This is a genomic window from Hornefia butyriciproducens, from assembly GCF_009695915.1.
GTDB classification, from domain to species: Bacteria; Bacillota; Clostridia; order Peptostreptococcales; family Anaerovoracaceae; genus Aminicella; species Aminicella butyriciproducens.
Window position 1 is genome coordinate 169,636 of record NZ_VUMZ01000003.1, and the last position, 14,569, is coordinate 184,204.

At 53.2% G+C, this 14,569-nt stretch carries 13 protein-coding genes and 14 tRNA genes; 25 read left to right on the top strand and 2 right to left on the bottom strand.

The genetic code is table 11. The features are described from left to right. Window positions 1-4: 4 nt before the first annotated feature. The 17 genes from codY to FYJ64_RS04590 all read left to right on the top strand — a co-directional run bounded on the left by codY (window position 5) and on the right by FYJ64_RS04590 (window position 4,315). Entirely contained in the window at window positions 5-781 is a 777-nt protein-coding gene (gene codY / locus FYJ64_RS04510; protein WP_154574038.1) for a GTP-sensing pleiotropic transcriptional regulator CodY, read from the top strand. After that, complete coding sequence (hflX, locus tag FYJ64_RS04515) at window positions 782-2,062, top strand: GTPase HflX (protein ID WP_154574039.1); 1,281 nt, start codon at window positions 782-784, stop codon at window positions 2,060-2,062. Continuing rightward, the gene (locus FYJ64_RS04520) at window positions 2,059-2,694 is read left to right on the top strand and encodes an IMPACT family protein (RefSeq protein ID WP_154574040.1); all 636 of its coding nucleotides are present in this window, start codon (window positions 2,059-2,061) and stop codon (window positions 2,692-2,694) included. The genes hflX and FYJ64_RS04520 overlap by 4 nt, the downstream gene beginning before the upstream one ends. Before the next feature lie 253 nt (window positions 2,695-2,947). Further along, window positions 2,948-3,024 (top strand) — tRNA-Asp (locus FYJ64_RS04525). 4 nt (window positions 3,025-3,028) lie between these two features. Continuing rightward, a tRNA-Thr gene (locus FYJ64_RS04530) sits at window positions 3,029-3,103 on the top strand. Window positions 3,104-3,190: 87 nt separating this feature from the next. Next, window positions 3,191-3,275: transfer RNA gene (locus FYJ64_RS04535), tRNA-Tyr, on the top strand. Between the two features lie 4 nt (window positions 3,276-3,279). Beyond that, window positions 3,280-3,354: transfer RNA gene (locus FYJ64_RS04540), tRNA-Gly, on the top strand. Window positions 3,355-3,358: 4 nt separating this feature from the next. Further along, window positions 3,359-3,432, top strand: a tRNA-Gly gene (locus FYJ64_RS04545). A gap of 14 nt (window positions 3,433-3,446) precedes the next feature. Further along, window positions 3,447-3,523, top strand: a tRNA-Arg gene (locus FYJ64_RS04550). Between the two features lie 22 nt (window positions 3,524-3,545). Continuing rightward, a tRNA-Gln gene (locus FYJ64_RS04555) sits at window positions 3,546-3,620 on the top strand. Window positions 3,621-3,625: 5 nt separating this feature from the next. Beyond that, window positions 3,626-3,701 (top strand) — tRNA-Lys (locus FYJ64_RS04560). Window positions 3,702-3,726: 25 nt separating this feature from the next. Beyond that, window positions 3,727-3,812 (top strand) — tRNA-Ser (locus tag FYJ64_RS04565). Between the two features lie 37 nt (window positions 3,813-3,849). Next, window positions 3,850-3,939: transfer RNA gene (locus FYJ64_RS04570), tRNA-Ser, on the top strand. Window positions 3,940-3,947: 8 nt separating this feature from the next. Further along, window positions 3,948-4,023, top strand: a tRNA-Trp gene (locus FYJ64_RS04575). A gap of 30 nt (window positions 4,024-4,053) precedes the next feature. Further along, window positions 4,054-4,130, top strand: a tRNA-Pro gene (locus FYJ64_RS04580). 10 nt (window positions 4,131-4,140) lie between these two features. Beyond that, window positions 4,141-4,217: transfer RNA gene (locus FYJ64_RS04585), tRNA-Ile, on the top strand. Window positions 4,218-4,239: 22 nt separating this feature from the next. Continuing rightward, window positions 4,240-4,315: transfer RNA gene (locus FYJ64_RS04590), tRNA-Phe, on the top strand. Between the two features lie 149 nt (window positions 4,316-4,464). Here the strand turns inward: FYJ64_RS04590 and FYJ64_RS04595 are convergent. Further along, the gene (locus FYJ64_RS04595) at window positions 4,465-4,926 is read right to left on the bottom strand and encodes a hypothetical protein (protein WP_154574041.1); all 462 of its coding nucleotides are present in this window, start codon (window positions 4,924-4,926) and stop codon (window positions 4,465-4,467) included. Window positions 4,927-5,082: 156 nt separating this feature from the next. On the opposite strand from FYJ64_RS04595, the gene FYJ64_RS04600 reads away from it, so the two are divergent. Continuing rightward, window positions 5,083-5,667 (top strand): thymidine kinase, encoded by a 585-nt coding sequence (locus FYJ64_RS04600; RefSeq protein ID WP_075712025.1) that lies wholly within the window; start codon window positions 5,083-5,085, stop codon window positions 5,665-5,667. Window positions 5,668-5,684: 17 nt separating this feature from the next. Continuing rightward, window positions 5,685-7,541 carry an N-acetylglucosaminidase gene (locus FYJ64_RS04605; protein WP_154574042.1) on the top strand — a complete coding sequence of 619 codons (1,857 nt, stop codon included), beginning with the start codon at window positions 5,685-5,687 and terminating at the stop codon, window positions 7,539-7,541. Here the strand turns inward: FYJ64_RS04605 and mnmL are convergent. Further along, window positions 7,519-8,517, bottom strand: a complete 999-nt coding sequence (gene mnmL, locus FYJ64_RS04610) for a tRNA modification radical SAM protein MnmL/YtqA (RefSeq protein WP_407928767.1) — start codon at window positions 8,515-8,517, stop codon at window positions 7,519-7,521. The genes FYJ64_RS04605 and mnmL overlap by 23 nt on opposite strands. An 84-nt stretch (window positions 8,518-8,601) precedes the next feature. Here mnmL and FYJ64_RS04615 point away from each other — a divergent pair, with 84 nt between their 5' ends. The 6 genes from FYJ64_RS04615 (at window position 8,602) to FYJ64_RS04640 (ending at window position 14,538) form a co-directional block, all read left to right on the top strand. After that, window positions 8,602-9,261: an epoxyqueuosine reductase QueH gene (locus tag FYJ64_RS04615; protein WP_154574043.1), complete on the top strand. Its 660-nt coding sequence runs from the start codon at window positions 8,602-8,604 to the stop codon at window positions 9,259-9,261. Between the two features lie 35 nt (window positions 9,262-9,296). After that, a complete protein-coding gene (gene asnA, locus FYJ64_RS04620) occupies window positions 9,297-10,307 on the top strand; it encodes an aspartate--ammonia ligase (RefSeq protein WP_154574044.1) in 1,011 nt (336 codons plus the stop codon). 12 nt (window positions 10,308-10,319) lie between these two features. Beyond that, window positions 10,320-12,326, top strand: coding sequence for a replication restart helicase PriA (gene priA, locus FYJ64_RS04625; RefSeq protein WP_154574045.1), 2,007 nt, complete (start codon window positions 10,320-10,322; stop codon window positions 12,324-12,326). 17 nt (window positions 12,327-12,343) lie between these two features. Beyond that, complete coding sequence (gene def, locus FYJ64_RS04630; RefSeq protein ID WP_154574046.1) at window positions 12,344-12,829, top strand: peptide deformylase; 486 nt, start codon at window positions 12,344-12,346, stop codon at window positions 12,827-12,829. A 6-nt stretch (window positions 12,830-12,835) separates the two neighbouring features. Beyond that, on the top strand, window positions 12,836-13,762 hold the full coding sequence (gene fmt / locus FYJ64_RS04635) for a methionyl-tRNA formyltransferase (protein ID WP_154574047.1): 927 nt from the start codon (window positions 12,836-12,838) through the stop codon (window positions 13,760-13,762). A 62-nt stretch (window positions 13,763-13,824) separates the two neighbouring features. After that, entirely contained in the window at window positions 13,825-14,538 is a 714-nt protein-coding gene (locus FYJ64_RS04640) for a zinc metallopeptidase (RefSeq protein ID WP_154574048.1), read from the top strand. Window positions 14,539-14,569 lie beyond the last annotated feature (31 nt).

The window sequence follows — 14,569 nt, forward strand, 5'->3', positions numbered from 1 at the left end:
TAACATGAGCGAAAAACTATTAGAAAAAATCAGGAAAATGAATTGGATGCTTTCAGAGAGTGCGTCAGGGTATGTGTCCTTTGACGAACTGTGTGAAACGATTGGAGAACTCTTGAATTCCAACGTTTATATCATGAATAAACGGGGAAAGGTGCTTGCCGCGAAGTACAAGGAGGGCGAGGAGGCTCCACTGATCATTGAAGAAGAGGGCGTTTCCTGCCTGCCGGAGCAGTACAACGATAAATTCCTTGAGATTACGGAGACAAAGGAAAATCTGATCTACGACAGCATCAAGGATATCTACGGCGAGGACTATGAGATGGCGTCGAAGTATCACGTCATCGTGCCGATTATCTTCGGCGGAAAGCGAGTGGCGACGCTTCTGCTTGCCCGTCCGGACCGCGCCTATAACGATGAGGATATCGCGATCTGCGAGTATGGTGCGACTGTCATCGGCCTGGAGGTTACCCGGGGAATCACGATGGAGGAAGAAGCTGACAGCAGAGAAAAGAATGCAGTCAACATGGCGCTGGAGACTCTGTCCTACTCCGAACTGGACGCTGTCACAAAGATTTTCGCAGAACTGGAGGGTGATGAGGGACTTCTGGTTGCCAGCAAGATCGCCGATAAATCCGGAATCACGCGTTCCGTCATTGTAAACGCCCTCAGAAAACTGGAGAGTGCGGGCGTGATCGAATCCAGATCTCTTGGAATGAAGGGAACACGGATCAAGATCACCAACGAGTTCCTGCGCGGAGAAATTGATAAGATCGAGATTTAAATGCTTAGATTCACAGAAGATAACAGAGTGCTTGAGGAGGAATGCTACAGAGCGATTCTGGTCGGTCTGCAGCGAAACAGAGACATCTCTTATTCTATGCAGGAACTGAGAGGTCTTGCAGAGGCAGATTCTGTTGAAGTGATCGGAGAAGCGGTGCAGTCGCTGGAGAAGCCAAACACCGCTACTTTGGTTGGAAGCGGAAAGGTTCTGGAGCTGGCCGAGATGGCGAAGAATATGGAAGCCGACATGGTTATTTTCAATGATGAGCTGACCGGGATGCAGCTCCGGAACCTGGAAGACGCCATCGGCGTCAGAATTATCGACCGGACGATTCTGATCCTGGATATTTTTGCGTCCAGAGCCACCTCGGCGGAAGGCAAACTGCAGGTGGAACTGGCACAGCTTCAGTATCGGATGCCCCGCCTGACCGGTTTCGGAAAATCCCTTTCCCGCCTGGGCGGAGGAATCGGGACGAGGGGTCCCGGCGAGAAGAAGCTGGAGACAGACCGCCGTCATATCGAACGCAGGATGGACGACATACGGACGGAACTGGCCAAAGTCAGAATGAATCGCAGCGTGCAGAGAAGCCGCAGAGAAAAGTCAGACATTCCCGTCGTCGCATTGGTGGGGTATACAAATTCCGGAAAATCGGCACTGATGAACCGGCTTCTTGCGCTGTCCGCCAAAGAGGAGAAGTCCGTCTGCGAAAGGGATATGCTTTTCGCCACGCTGGACACGCAGCAGCGGAGCATCCGGCTGGATTCCGGTCATGAATTCATTCTGATCGATACGGTAGGTTTTGTCAGCAGGCTTCCGCATGGAATGGTTGAGGCTTTTAAGGCGACGCTGAGTGAGGTGCGGTATGCGGATCTGCTTCTGCATGTCGTGGACGCGTCTTATGAGGACAATCAGTTCCAGATCGACGTGACCAACCGGGTCCTGGAGGAAATCGGTGCCGGGAACAAAGAGAAACTGATGGTCTTCAATAAAATGGACATCGCTGACGGGCTGACCGTTCCCGAATCGGGCGTACGGAATCTTTTCCTGTCCGCGAAGACGGGGGAAGGTCTCGAAGAACTGGTCGGGGAGATTGAAGAACGGGTCTTTGACACGGAGACTGTACGACTTCTGATTCCCTATGACCGGGGGGATCTGTCGTCTTACCTGTGTGATAAAACAAATGTGATCTCTATGGAATACCGCGAAGCAGGTACAGAATTTCTGACGGAGCTTTCCTCTGCGGATCATCAGAGACTGAAGGAGTATGAGTTAACAAAATGAAACTGTACAGTACGGTGGCAGGGCCGGGCGAGGGTGAGCAGATCATTGAGCGGTCCCGCTTCATTACTCATGTCATGCCCTGCGGAGACAGAGAGGCCGCAGAGACCTTTTTTGAGGAAATAAGAAAGAAATATCGCGATGCGACGCATAATGTGCCGGCCATGGTGATCGGCGACGCCATGCAGGTGCAGTGGGGCAGCGATGACGGCGAGCCGCAGGGGACTTCCGGCGCGCCGATCGTTCAGCTGCTGGTCTCCCTGGGAGTGACGGATACTGCTGTGATGGTGACCCGTTATTTCGGCGGGATCAAACTAGGTACCGGAGGACTGGTACGGGCGTATACCTCAAGCGCCAAAATCGGCCTTGAGGCGGCGGGAATCTGCGATGTGGAACAAAGAGACGTTCTCGTGTGCAAAATCGATTATAAGGCGTTTCACCGGGTTCAGAACCATGATTTCGGGGAGAATGTGACTCTGTCGGATTTCGAGTATCTGGATCGGGTCGGATTTCACCTGACCTGCGATCCTTCTGCGACAGAATCCTGCATAGACGTACTGACCGGTATTGCCGGAGGAGGGAATGTGGTAGAGCATGTGGAGGGTGCTTTGGTGAAGGTGCCGCGGTCGTGGTAAAGCTCCGCACAAAATCTTGTAAAAAAAATTTGGATTTTTCTATTGACAAACCCCGCGATTTACTGTATAGTTACTAACTGTGTCGAGAACATAGACACCGCAATACCGCAGGACTTGGGCGTCTGGCCCGGTCGGGAGAATGCCTGTCATACAGATGGAAGACGTTGGACAGAACGCTGCAGAAATGTAGTGGGCACACATAGATGACCGTCTCCATTGACTCCGGACTGTGAGGACAATCAAGGACATATATGGCCAAGTAGTTCAGTTGGTTAGAATGCCAGCCTGTCACGCTGGAGGTCACGAGTTCGAGCCTCGTCTTGGTCGCCAATTTGCTGGCGTGGCTCAACGGTAGAGCAGCTGATTTGTAATCAGCAGGTTGGGGGTTCGATTCCCTCCGCCAGCTCCATGCAAAGATTGAACCTTTGAAACTGAATACGCGATTTGGTAGAGTCAACACAGATTCTACGCAGATCCCATTATACATTGATGATGTCGAGGGATGCCCGAGTGGCTAAAGGGGGCGGACTGTAAATCCGTTAGCTGAGCTTACGATGGTTCGAATCCATCTCCCTCGACCAACATGCGGAAGTGGCTCAGGGGTAGAGCATCGCCTTGCCAAGGCGAGGGTCGCGAGTTCGAATCTCGTCTTCCGCTCCATTTTGCGGATGTAGTTCAATGGTAGAACCTCAGCCTTCCAAGCTGATGGCGTGAGTTCGATTCTCATCATCCGCTCCACAAACAAATAGTGTGGGCTCGTAGCTCAGCTGGATAGAGCAACGGCCTTCTAAGCCGTGTGTCCAGAGTTCGAATCTCTGCGGGCTCACCAATTATTTTAATCAATGTGATAGTGGGGTATAGCCAAGTGGTAAGGCAAGGGACTTTGACTCCCTTATGCGTAGGTTCGATCCCTGCTACCCCAGCCAGTTGCGACCCATTAGCTCAGGTGGTAGAGCACTTGACTTTTAATCAAGGTGTCCGGAGTTCGAATCTCCGATGGGTCACCATTTTTTTACGAATCACCGCCATCATGGAGAGGTGTCCGAGTGGTTGATGGTGCCGGTCTTGAAAACCGGTGTTCGTAAGAACCGTGGGTTCGAATCCCACCCTCTCCGCCATTTAGGGATTCGGGATGTACCATCGGTTCGTGTACCTGGAGAAGTACTCAAGTGGCTGAAGAGGACGGTTTGCTAAACCGTTAGTGTTCGATTAAGGGCAGCGCGAGTTCGAATCTCGCCTTCTCCGTTTTTTATAGGGGTATAGCTCAGTTGGCAGAGCAGTGGTCTCCAAAACCACGTGTCGAGGGTTCGAATCCTTCTGCCCCTGCCATTTTCGACCCACAGCGCGGGCTCGTTGTATCGGGGTGTAGCGCAGCTTGGTAGCGCAACTGGTTTGGGACCAGTGGGTCGCGGGTTCAAATCCTGCCACCCCGACCATCAGAAATGTGGGCCACTAGCTCAGTTGGTCAGAGCATCCGGCTCATAACCGGCAGGTCCCGGGTTCAAGTCCCTGGTGGCCCACCAATTTACAAGTTAATAATGATGTGCTCAGATAGCTCAGTAGGTAGAGCAGAGGACTGAAAATCCTCGTGTCCTTGGTTCAATTCCGAGTCTGAGCACCATTTTTACGGCAACCGCTGCAAACCTTGACGTTCGGCGGTTGCCGATTTTTCTTTGTACGCAGCAGAAAAATTTTTTGCATCTTTTGTATATAACAAAAACTGAGGGGAAAATGCTGAGAACGAACTGAGAACGATCTGCGAGCAGACGGTCAGTCGGCCGGGGCCTCCGGAGTGTCCAGCTGACTGTGCAGTTTCTCCTCGGCCATCTCGAAGTAGGCGCGGACGCTCTGGTCCAGCGGCTCCAGCAAGTTGATCTCCCGGTCGGTGAGGGGGTTTCCGGAGAGAGCTCCCGCGATGACAGCCGCCGCATAGGCCGGGGTGTGCAGGTTCAGGCGGGTCGCCGTTTCGGTACGCTTCAGGTTTTCGCAGAGGCGGTAGAGCCTCCGGACCAGCAGACGGCTGTCCCGTTCGGTCAGGGCCTCACCAAGCGCCTGGTGAATGGAGGCCTCGAAGATACCGGTCATGGTGGAGCGGAGATAGGGCAGGTGATTCAGCGCGGTTCCCCGGGCCCTGGATTCCGAAATATAGAGATCCAGATAGGGGCGGAAGTCCTCACTGCGGCTGATCACGATGGATTTTGCTTTATTGATGTATTTTCTGTTATCTGACATGATGCTTCCCTTCTCTGCCTGTCGGCCGGATTTTCATTGAAATTCTGTCAACAGTATACCACACGGCTCAATTTTCTTGCAATACCTGCTCAGAATATAGTCTTGCGAATACGGTAAATTTTTGGTATCATAGAACCAAATGATTCGGGAGGGAACATGGCACAGTTATATTATCGCTACAGCACGATGAACGCGGGCAAATCGATTGAACTCATCAAGGTCGCTTATAATTATGAAGAACGCGGGAAACACGTTCTCACTTTGATTCCGTCGGTGGACGACCGCTACGGTGTCGGACTGATCACTTCACGCATCGGGCTGCAGAGAGAGGCTGACATCGTTAACGAGGATACAAATATTCTGGATCTCTTCATCCAGAAGAACACGGATCATCCCGTTGACTGCGTGCTGATTGATGAGTGTCAGTTCCTGAAGAAACATCATGTGGAAGAACTGGCTGAGATCGTGGACAGTTTCGAGGTGCCTGTACTGGCATACGGACTGAAAAACGATTTTCAAAATGAACTCTTTGAGGGATCGTATTATATGCTTGCCTACGCCGACAAGATCGAGGAAATCAAGACGATCTGCTGGTGCGGCAGAAAGGCGACGATGGTTGCCAGGCTGGTGAACGGAAACATCGTGAAGCAGGGGGAGCAGATTGTGATCGGCGGAAACGACATGTACGTGTCGCTCTGCCGGAAACATTACAACGATGGACGTCTGGGACCCGACCGGTAGCCGGATTTGGAGTAAATATGATCATTTCAGTAAAAAAGAATAACCGTGTCAGAATGATATCCGTGACGCTGTTCGGAATTATCCTCGCGATGATGATGTGCGGCACGGACGTTTTTGCTGCATCGAAGCCTGCTGCCTCCGGGACTGCAAAGACCGCATCCGTCATCCGCGCTTCCGCGTCGGTATCTTCTGCGCAGGTAAAAACTTTGTCCAAGGGTAAGAAATTCTCTATCAAGGCGGAATATTTCACTGCGAAAAAAAGCATGAAAGCGAAGTACAAGTGGTATTATATCAGCAGTTATAAGGGATACATCCGTTCGGACCTCGTAAAATACGCGGACAGTGTTACCGTATCGGGCAAGACGACAGCGGCGGTCAATATCCGGACCGGGGCCGGCTGGAGTTATGCGAAGAAGGCTGTTTACAAAAAAGGGAAATCAGTCAAGGTGGTGCTGACCGCTTATGACCGGAACGGAGAGAAGTGGTATAAAATCAAGGTCGGCTCCAAATATTATTATGTGATTGCCCGCTACGTCAAGCTGAGTTCGACATCGTCAAAAGCGTCTTCTTCGACGAAGAAATCCTCTTCTTCGACAAACAAATCCTCTTCGTCCTCATCGAAGAACAGCTCGTCGGGAAATTCGTCTGATTCATCTTCTTCAGGCTCAGCGACCTTTAAGGGCTTTCCTTCCAGTTACACAAAGAAACTGGCCGCGCTGAAAAAAGCGCATCCAAAATGGGAATTTGTGGCGGTAAACACAGGACTGGACTGGTCGGATGCGGTCTCCCGGATGACAGATAGGACGGGAACCAATCTGGTCTATACGACCTTTCCGTACTCCTACCGTTCCGTGGAGAAGGGATGTTACAACTATCTGACCAACAGATACACGCCGAAGGACGGAGCGAAGTTTATCGCCGCCTCCGAAGGATGTGTGAAATTTTACATGGATCCCAGAAACTGGCTGGACGATACGCATGTGTTCATGTTTGAAGACAACCGGTACCATTCCTCCTATCAGACGCGTTCCATGGTGGAAACCATGACAAAGGGAAGGAACAGTTACCTCTATAAGAATTCCGGAAGCTTTGTCACAGCGGCGAAGAACTATAACATCAGCCCGGTCTATCTGGCCGCCAAGGCGCTGGAGGAGCAGGGCACCGGGATCAACAGCGGAACGGTCAGCGGCCGGAAGGTGTACAATGTTTTCAACATCGGCGCCTACGATTCCGCCAGCGGCGGTGCGTCTAACGGTATCAGGTATGCGGGAAGCGGCTCCAGTTATCTGCGTCCCTGGACCAGTATTGACAAAGCGATACGGGGAGGGGCTAAGTACATCGCCTCGAACTTTATCGCGAACAACCAAAGCTGCGCCTATCTGGAACATTTCAACGTGATGAACGGGCTGGGCAAGGTAGGAACTCACGTCTATATGACAGCGGTCTACGCACCGCGCAATACGTCGGTATCCACCGCGTCCAGTTATAAGAGATACAAAATCTACGACAAAAAGATCGTATTCTATATCCCTGTTTATAAAAATATGCCGTCGAGCGCCTGCAAGGTTCCGTCCTCCAGCTGGAAAAAGGACAATAATTATTATCTGAAGACCCTGAAGGTCACGGCAGGCGGCAGAACCTACACGAAGATCAGCAGTTCGTCGCAGAATTATACCAAGTCGTTTACGGTCTATGTAGACAGGAACGTGTCCTCGGTGACGATTTCCGCCGGCGCGGCGAGCAGAACCTCCGCGAAGGTTTCAGGAACAGGAAAGAAATCTCTTTCGCAGGGAACCAATACGTTCAAGGTGGTGTGTACAGCCTCGTCGGGTCTGAAACGGACTTATACGGTTAAGGTCGTGAGGGGTTCCTGAACCCCTGATATGTGCCGCGTTTGCGGAGCTCGGCATAAATGCCGTTCAGGATGCTCCGCTTGCGGTAACTCCACTCCGGCGCAATGAGATCCCTGCGGGGCGTGTCTCCTGTCAGGCGGTGGACCACCATTTCAGGAGGAAGCATCTCGACAATATCACAGACCAGATCGATGTATTCTTCCATACTCTGAAAGGGAATGTATCCCGGATATTCGTCTGCCATACGTGATCCGCGGACCACGTTCAGCAGATGGAGCTTGATTCCCCAGGCGCCGCTTTCCGACACATATCGGACGGATTCCATCATGTCCTCCGGGGTTTCCCCCGGAAGCCCCAGAATCAGATGAACCACTGTTCGGATCCGATGTTCCTGCAGACAGGTCATGGCGGACTCGAAAACGGAATTGTCGTAGCATCGGTTGATTCTCCCGGCGGTGGTTTCATTGCCGGTCTGAAGCCCCAGCTCCAGCCACATGAAATGTTCACGGTTTATCTGATCCAGAAGCTCCAGAACATCTTCCGGCAGGCAGTCGGGGCGGGTGGCAATCACCAGGCCGCGGATGCCGGGCGAATTCAGCGCGGCGGAATACTTCTCCCGAAGCACTTCGACGGGCGCATAGGTGTTTGTATGATTCTGGAAATAGGCGAGATGCCCGGCGCCCGGCCATTTGTCTGACAGAAGGTGGATCTGCTCCTCGATGGTGGACGCGAAATCGCCGCCTCCGCCAGTCCCGCAGAACAGGCAGCCGCCGTATCCCTTAGTTCCATCCCGGTTCGGACAGGTAAAACCGCCGTCCAGAGCCAGTTTCGCCATCTTCTGACCGAAGCGGCTTTTCAGCCACCGGCCGATGGTGTTAATCCGCAGAGATTCACCGTACTCATTTACTCCGGCTTTCACTTCACACTTCATTTCAGCATTCATTTCATCGTTCACTTCAGCATTTATTTCTGCGTTCATGTTACTGCCCTTTGTCATCACCCTTTTTTCTTCCTTTCAGCATATTTTTATGATATAATAAATTGTTACGAATGTGAAGTGATTTTAAGCGTTGGAGGAAGTATGACGGAGAAAAAACGTGAAGCCGGCGACTGCGGTCTCGCATACTGCGGACAGAGTCAGACGGAATGCCGGTTTGATCCCGTCGGGAGCCGCCTGGAGCAGAAAAATCTTCTGCTGCACAGCTGCTGCGGGCCGTGCAGTACCGCTGTAATCGAGCGACTGCTGCCGGATTACAGTATTACAGTCTTTTTCTATAATCCGTGTATTACGGACCGGGAGGAATACGAGAAACGCAAAGCGGAGCAGATCCGATTTATTGATGCGGTCAACCGTCAGGCGGCGGGAGCGCGGGGCCATGTAACCTTTGTTGAAGGTGACTATGATCCGGAGCGGTACCTGGAACGGGTCCGCGGACTGGAACAGGAACCGGAGGGAGGGGCCCGATGCACCGTATGCTTTCAGATGCGCCTGGCAAGAACCGCCGCGTTTGCCGCGGAGCACGGTTATCCGATCTTCGGCACGACTCTCACCGTCAGCCCGCACAAAGACTACCGCAGAATTTCCGAAATCGGCCGGACGCTTGCGACGGAGTTCGGGATTGAGTATCTGGACCGGGATTTCAAGAAGAAAGCCGGCTTCCAGCGCAGCGTACAGCTTTCCAGGGAATACGGACTGTATCGGCAGAATTACTGCGGGTGCCTGTTTTCCAAAAACGACTAGACTACGATAATAATTTATTGACAAGGAGAAAATATATGTCAGAATTGATTTTGCCTGAAGGCTACAAAGCACTGCTGAACCCTCTGGAAACACAGAGAGCTATTAAAAAAATCAAAGATTACTTCCAGTCGGAGCTGGCTTACGGCCTCTCCCTGCGCCGGGTTTCCGCACCGCTGTTCGTAGTTCCTGAATCGGGACTGAACGACAATCTCAACGGTGTGGAGAGACGGGTGGATTTCACGCTGAAGGACATGGATGAGAAACGTGTGGAGATTGTGCAGTCTCTGGCGAAGTGGAAACGCTACGCCCTCGGAAAGTACGGAATCAAGCCGGGACACGGTATTTACACGGACATGAATGCAATCCGCCGGGACGAGGAGATGGACAATCTTCACTCGGTGTATGTGGATCAGTGGGACTGGGAGAAGGTTATCACAAAGGAGCAGCGCTCCACAGAGTACCTTCACGAGACTGTTACGACGATCTACAACGCGGTCAAAAATCTCGGCGATTATGTGAACCGGCTCTACCGCGATGTACAGACGGAGATTCCCAATGAAATATATTTTATTACGGCACAGGAGCTGGAGGATCTGTATCCCAACAAAACGCCGAAGGAGAGAGAAGATCTGATCTGCCGGGATCACGGAGCTGTCTTCATTGAGAAAATCGGCGGCGCGCTCCGGTCCGGCAAAAAGCACGACGGCAGATCTCCGGACTACGACGACTGGGAACTGAACGGAGATATTATTCTCTGGAACGATGTACTGAACAGAGCTTTTGAAATTTCTTCCATGGGCATCCGCGTGGATGCCGCTGCGATGGATCGTCAGCTGAAGCTCGCGGGAAATGAAGACAGACGCCAGCTGCCGTACCACCGGGCCGTTCTGAACGATGAACTGCCGTATTCTATCGGCGGAGGTATCGGGCAGAGCAGACTGTGTATGTACTTCCTGCGCAAGGCTCATATAGGTGAGGTTCAGGTATCCGTCTGGCCGCAGGCGATGACGGAGGAGTGCAGGAGACACGGAATTTTCCTGCTGTAGCGGAGAATTCGGATGAACTATGTCAACCTTGTTGTAGACAATAACAGCAGACATACAGATGAACTGTATACTTATGCTTTCGACGAACCCCTTTCTCCGGGCCAGATCGTGAACATTCCCTTCGGTAGGAGCAAAGGCCACCGGCGAGGATTTGTTTTTCAGACCGGCGTGGATCCGGAGATCGATCCCGCCCGTATTCGGAAGATCGAAAGCGTGGACGGAAGCCTTTCGCTGAACGGAGAAATGATTGAGACCATATGCTGGATGCGCCGACGCTACGGGATCCGATATATGGACGGCGTAAAATGCTTTGTGCCTCACGGAAAGCCTCCTGCGCCGGGAAAGGAAAAGGAGCCCTATAAAAACGCCCGGGGAGAATCGCAGCCGGTGGAAACCCTGACAGACGAGCAGCAGCGGGTAACCGACATCATCGGCGCAGCGATCCGGGAGGGCCGGGAGGAACGGTTTCTGATCCACGGCGTTACCGGCAGCGGCAAGACAGAGGTCTATATGAGAGCCATTGAGCAGGTTCTTGCGATGGGAAAGGGCGCGATTATGCTCGTTCCCGAGATAGCGCTGACAAAGCAGATCGTGGAGCGGTTTATCGGACGCTTCGGCAAGGAGAGAATCGCCGTAATGCACAGCAAACTCACGGGCCGGGAGCGTTTTGATGAATGGATGCGGATCCGCCGCGGTGAGGCCAGAATTGTGATCGGAGCCCGGATCGGAGTGTTTGCCCCGATGGAGAACATCGGCGCCATAATTCTGGACGAGGAGCACGAAGCGACCTATAAATCCGATCAGACGCCGAAATACGAGACGCTCGACGTTGCGGTCAGACGGCTGATGCATTACCACGGAGTACTTCTTCTGGGAAGCGCCACGCCCTCTGTGGTTTCCTACCAGCGGGCGAAGGAGGGAATCTATTCTCTTCTGGAGATGAAGCACCGGTACAATGCGGTTCCGCTTCCGGTGGTGGAAATCGTCGATATGAGGAAAGAACTGCGGCGCGGGAACCGGACGATGTTCAGCAATCAGCTCTACCATGAGATGAAGCGGACACTGGCCGCGGGGGAACAGGTGATTCTGTTTCTGAACCGGCGCGGGTATTCCACGTTCATCGCCTGCAAGGAATGCGGTGAGGTGCTGAAATGCCCGGAATGCGGAATTTCGCTGGTTTATCACAAAGGAGAAAACGCCGCAATCTGCCACTACTGCGGAAAAAAATTCGCAGTTCCGGCCCGGTGCCCGTCCTGCGGAGGAGAGAACATTCGCTTTTCCGGTGTGGGAACGGAACAGGTGGAGGAATTTACCGCCCGTCAGTTTCCGGATTACGTCGTGAACCGTCTGGATCTCGACACGGCGAAGAAAACAAAAGAGATTAACGGAATCATCGGCGATTTCGCCAAAGGGAAAACGGATATCCTGATCGGAACGCAGCTGGTGGCGAAGGGACTGGATTTCCGGAACGTCGGGCTGGTCGGCGTGGTGGCGGCAGATGTGAGCCTGAACATTCCCGATTACCGCGCGACGGAGCGAACCTTTCAGCTGGTGACGCAGGTGGCCGGAAGGGCCGGACGCGGAGCCAGACAGGGAAGAGTGATTGTCCAGACCGGCACCCCGGACAATTTCGCGCTGCTGGCGGCGGCACAGCATGATTATAAAAGTTTTTTCCGGCAGGAGATTATGGTTCGCCGGTTTATGAATTATCCGCCCTTCAGTGATCTGATCGCGGCGGAATTCACCGCGGGAACGGAGGAACTGGCCAGCAGTCAGGCGGATCGCTGCAAGGATTACCTGGTTCGGGCCGGGCTGCCCGGTGCGGAACGCATATTCGCGCCGAAGCTTTCCGGAAATTTCAAGGGGCAGGACAGCTTCCGCTATCACATCCTGATTAAATGTCCCCGTGGAGAGCGCGGCCGATACATATATTATCTCCGCTTCTTCGCGGAGCAGATGACAAAGAACAGAATTGAATGCAGCATGACGATTGATGTCAATCCATACAGCATGCTGTAACAGACACAGGAGGAACAATGGCAATCAGACACGTAGTTAAGGAAGGCGATGCGATACTCAGAAAGCATTGCCGTGAAATCACAGAAATCACTGACCGGATCCGCACAACCATGGAGGATATGCTGGAGACCATGCGTCAGGAGCAGGGTGTCGGAATCGCCGGCCCGCAGGTCGGCGTGATGAGGAGGATGTTCGTGGCGGAGCCTGCGCCGGGGGAGGTCTATTTCATGATTAACCCGGAAATCCTCGAAAAAGAGGGAAGTCAGACAGGCGAAGAAGGATGTCTCAGCGTTCCTGGGCTTGTCGGCACGGTGGAACGTCCGCAGAAAATCAGAATGCGGGCGCAGGATCTGGACGGAAACTGGCAGGAATATGAGTTTGAAGACTTCCATGCGAGAGTGATGTGTCACGAATACGATCATCTGGACGGGATTCTTTATACAGATAAAGCCACCGATATTCACGAACCTGTGATGGAAGAGGAACCGGGAGAAGAGGAATAACCGCATATGAAACTGATTTTTATGGGAACTCCGGATTTTGCTGTTCCGACACTGCGGAAGCTGATCGAGGCCGGTCATGAGATCGGGTTTGCGGTCACTCAGCCGGATCGTGCCAGAAACCGGAAGCAGGTGACATTTTCACCGGTGAAACAGGCGGCTCTGGAGTACGGAATCGAGGTCCTTCAGCCGGAACGCCTGAAGGACAGTGAGGAGGATCGGCGGAAAATCCGGGACTACAGACCGGACGCGGTCATCGTCGTCGCTTACGGTCAGATCCTGAAGCAGGATGTTCTGGATATCCCCCGGTACGGCTGTTTCAATGTGCATGGTTCTCTTCTGCCGCAGCTGCGGGGTGCGGCGCCCATGCAGCGGGCGATTCTGAACGGACTGGAGAAAACCGGCGTCACTATCATGCGGATGGAACAGGGACTGGATTCCGGAGATATGATCGCAAAGGCAGAGACAGAGGTGGATCACAAGAATTTTGAGCAGCTTCACGACGAACTCTCGGTTATGGGAGCAGATCTGCTGGCTGCGACGCTTCCGAAGATCGAGTCCGGAGAGGCTGTGTACACAAAGCAGAAGGACGAGGAGGCGACTTTTGCGCCCATGCTGAAAAAGCAGGATGGAAAAATCGATTTCAGCCGTGATCCGCGGCAGATCGAGCGGCAGATCCGGGCGTTCGACCCGTGGCCGGGCGCGTTTTGTACATACGGAGAGAAAACACTGAAAATCTGGCGGGCCGAATGCCCCGACGCCCGCTGCGAGCTTCCGCCGGGTACTGTGACGTCGGTTCATTCCGACAGCATCGACATCAGCTGCGGAGGGAAGCTTCTGCGGGTAACCGAACTGCAGCTTCCCGGCAAACGGCGCACCGCTGCGGCGGATTTTCTTCGGGGACACAAAATACTGCCCGGAGACGTTCTGAAATAAAGGATTTTGATGCAACAGAAAGGGATTTCATGGTATACTGACTATAAGGGAGGAGTATATTTATGTATTACGGATATGGGATTGATCCAACGGTCATCATTCTGATTCCGGCAATGATCTTCGCGTTTATTGCGCAGGGACGGGTGAAGAGCGTTTTTAACAGGTATTCCAGGGTGAGAAACCAGAACGGGCTGACAGGGGCGCAGGCCGCCCGCAGAGTTCTGGATGCCAACGGGCTGCAGGATGTGCAGATCCGGGCTGTCGGCGGAAGTCTGACGGATAATTACGATCCGCGATCCAGAACGCTGAATCTGTCGGAGCCTGTATGCAACGTACCGTCGGTCAGCGCGGTGAGCGTAGCCTGCCACGAGGCGGGGCACGCGATTCAGCATGCCCGCAATTATGTTCCCCTCAAGGTGCGGAACGGTATCGTCCCGGTTGTTAATTTTGCATCCAGCGCTTCCTGGATCCTGATTATCATCGGATTCGGCCTGCTGGCTGCAGATCCGGGCACTTCCGCGATCGGGAACCTTCTGTTCAATATCGGCGTCGTGGCATTTCTCGTTGTCATCGCGTTTCATCTGATTACCCTGCCGGTGGAATTCAATGCGAGCCGACGGGCGCTGAAGCAGATGGAAGCGATGCAGCTGGTGATGCCGGAGGACATGCAGGGATCTCGCAGAGTGCTGCGGGCGGCGGCAATGACATATGTAGCGGCGGTAGCTGTAGCGGCGGCAAATCTTCTGCGTCTGATCGCCCTGAGAAACAGCGACTGACCGTGGACACTTTCCTGATAACAAAGTGAGG

What these genes read in the sequence shown, in the direction of transcription:
- codY (WP_154574038.1), top strand. Translation starts at nt 5, where the DNA reads ATGAGCGAAAAACTATTAGAAAAAATCAGGAAAATGAATTGGATGCTT.
- hflX (WP_154574039.1), top strand. Translation starts at nt 782, where the DNA reads ATGCTTAGATTCACAGAAGATAACAGAGTGCTTGAGGAGGAATGCTAC.
- FYJ64_RS04520 (WP_154574040.1), top strand. Translation starts at nt 2,059, where the DNA reads ATGAAACTGTACAGTACGGTGGCAGGGCCGGGCGAGGGTGAGCAGATC.
- FYJ64_RS04595 (WP_154574041.1), bottom strand. Translation starts at nt 4,926, where the DNA reads ATGTCAGATAACAGAAAATACATCAATAAAGCAAAATCCATCGTGATC.
- FYJ64_RS04600 (WP_075712025.1), top strand. Translation starts at nt 5,083, where the DNA reads ATGGCACAGTTATATTATCGCTACAGCACGATGAACGCGGGCAAATCG.
- FYJ64_RS04605 (WP_154574042.1), top strand. Translation starts at nt 5,685, where the DNA reads ATGATCATTTCAGTAAAAAAGAATAACCGTGTCAGAATGATATCCGTG.
- mnmL (WP_407928767.1), bottom strand. Translation starts at nt 8,517, where the DNA reads ATGACAAAGGGCAGTAACATGAACGCAGAAATAAATGCTGAAGTGAAC.
- FYJ64_RS04615 (WP_154574043.1), top strand. Translation starts at nt 8,602, where the DNA reads ATGACGGAGAAAAAACGTGAAGCCGGCGACTGCGGTCTCGCATACTGC.
- asnA (WP_154574044.1), top strand. Translation starts at nt 9,297, where the DNA reads ATGTCAGAATTGATTTTGCCTGAAGGCTACAAAGCACTGCTGAACCCT.
- priA (WP_154574045.1), top strand. Translation starts at nt 10,320, where the DNA reads ATGAACTATGTCAACCTTGTTGTAGACAATAACAGCAGACATACAGAT.
- def (WP_154574046.1), top strand. Translation starts at nt 12,344, where the DNA reads ATGGCAATCAGACACGTAGTTAAGGAAGGCGATGCGATACTCAGAAAG.
- fmt (WP_154574047.1), top strand. Translation starts at nt 12,836, where the DNA reads ATGAAACTGATTTTTATGGGAACTCCGGATTTTGCTGTTCCGACACTG.
- FYJ64_RS04640 (WP_154574048.1), top strand. Translation starts at nt 13,825, where the DNA reads ATGTATTACGGATATGGGATTGATCCAACGGTCATCATTCTGATTCCG.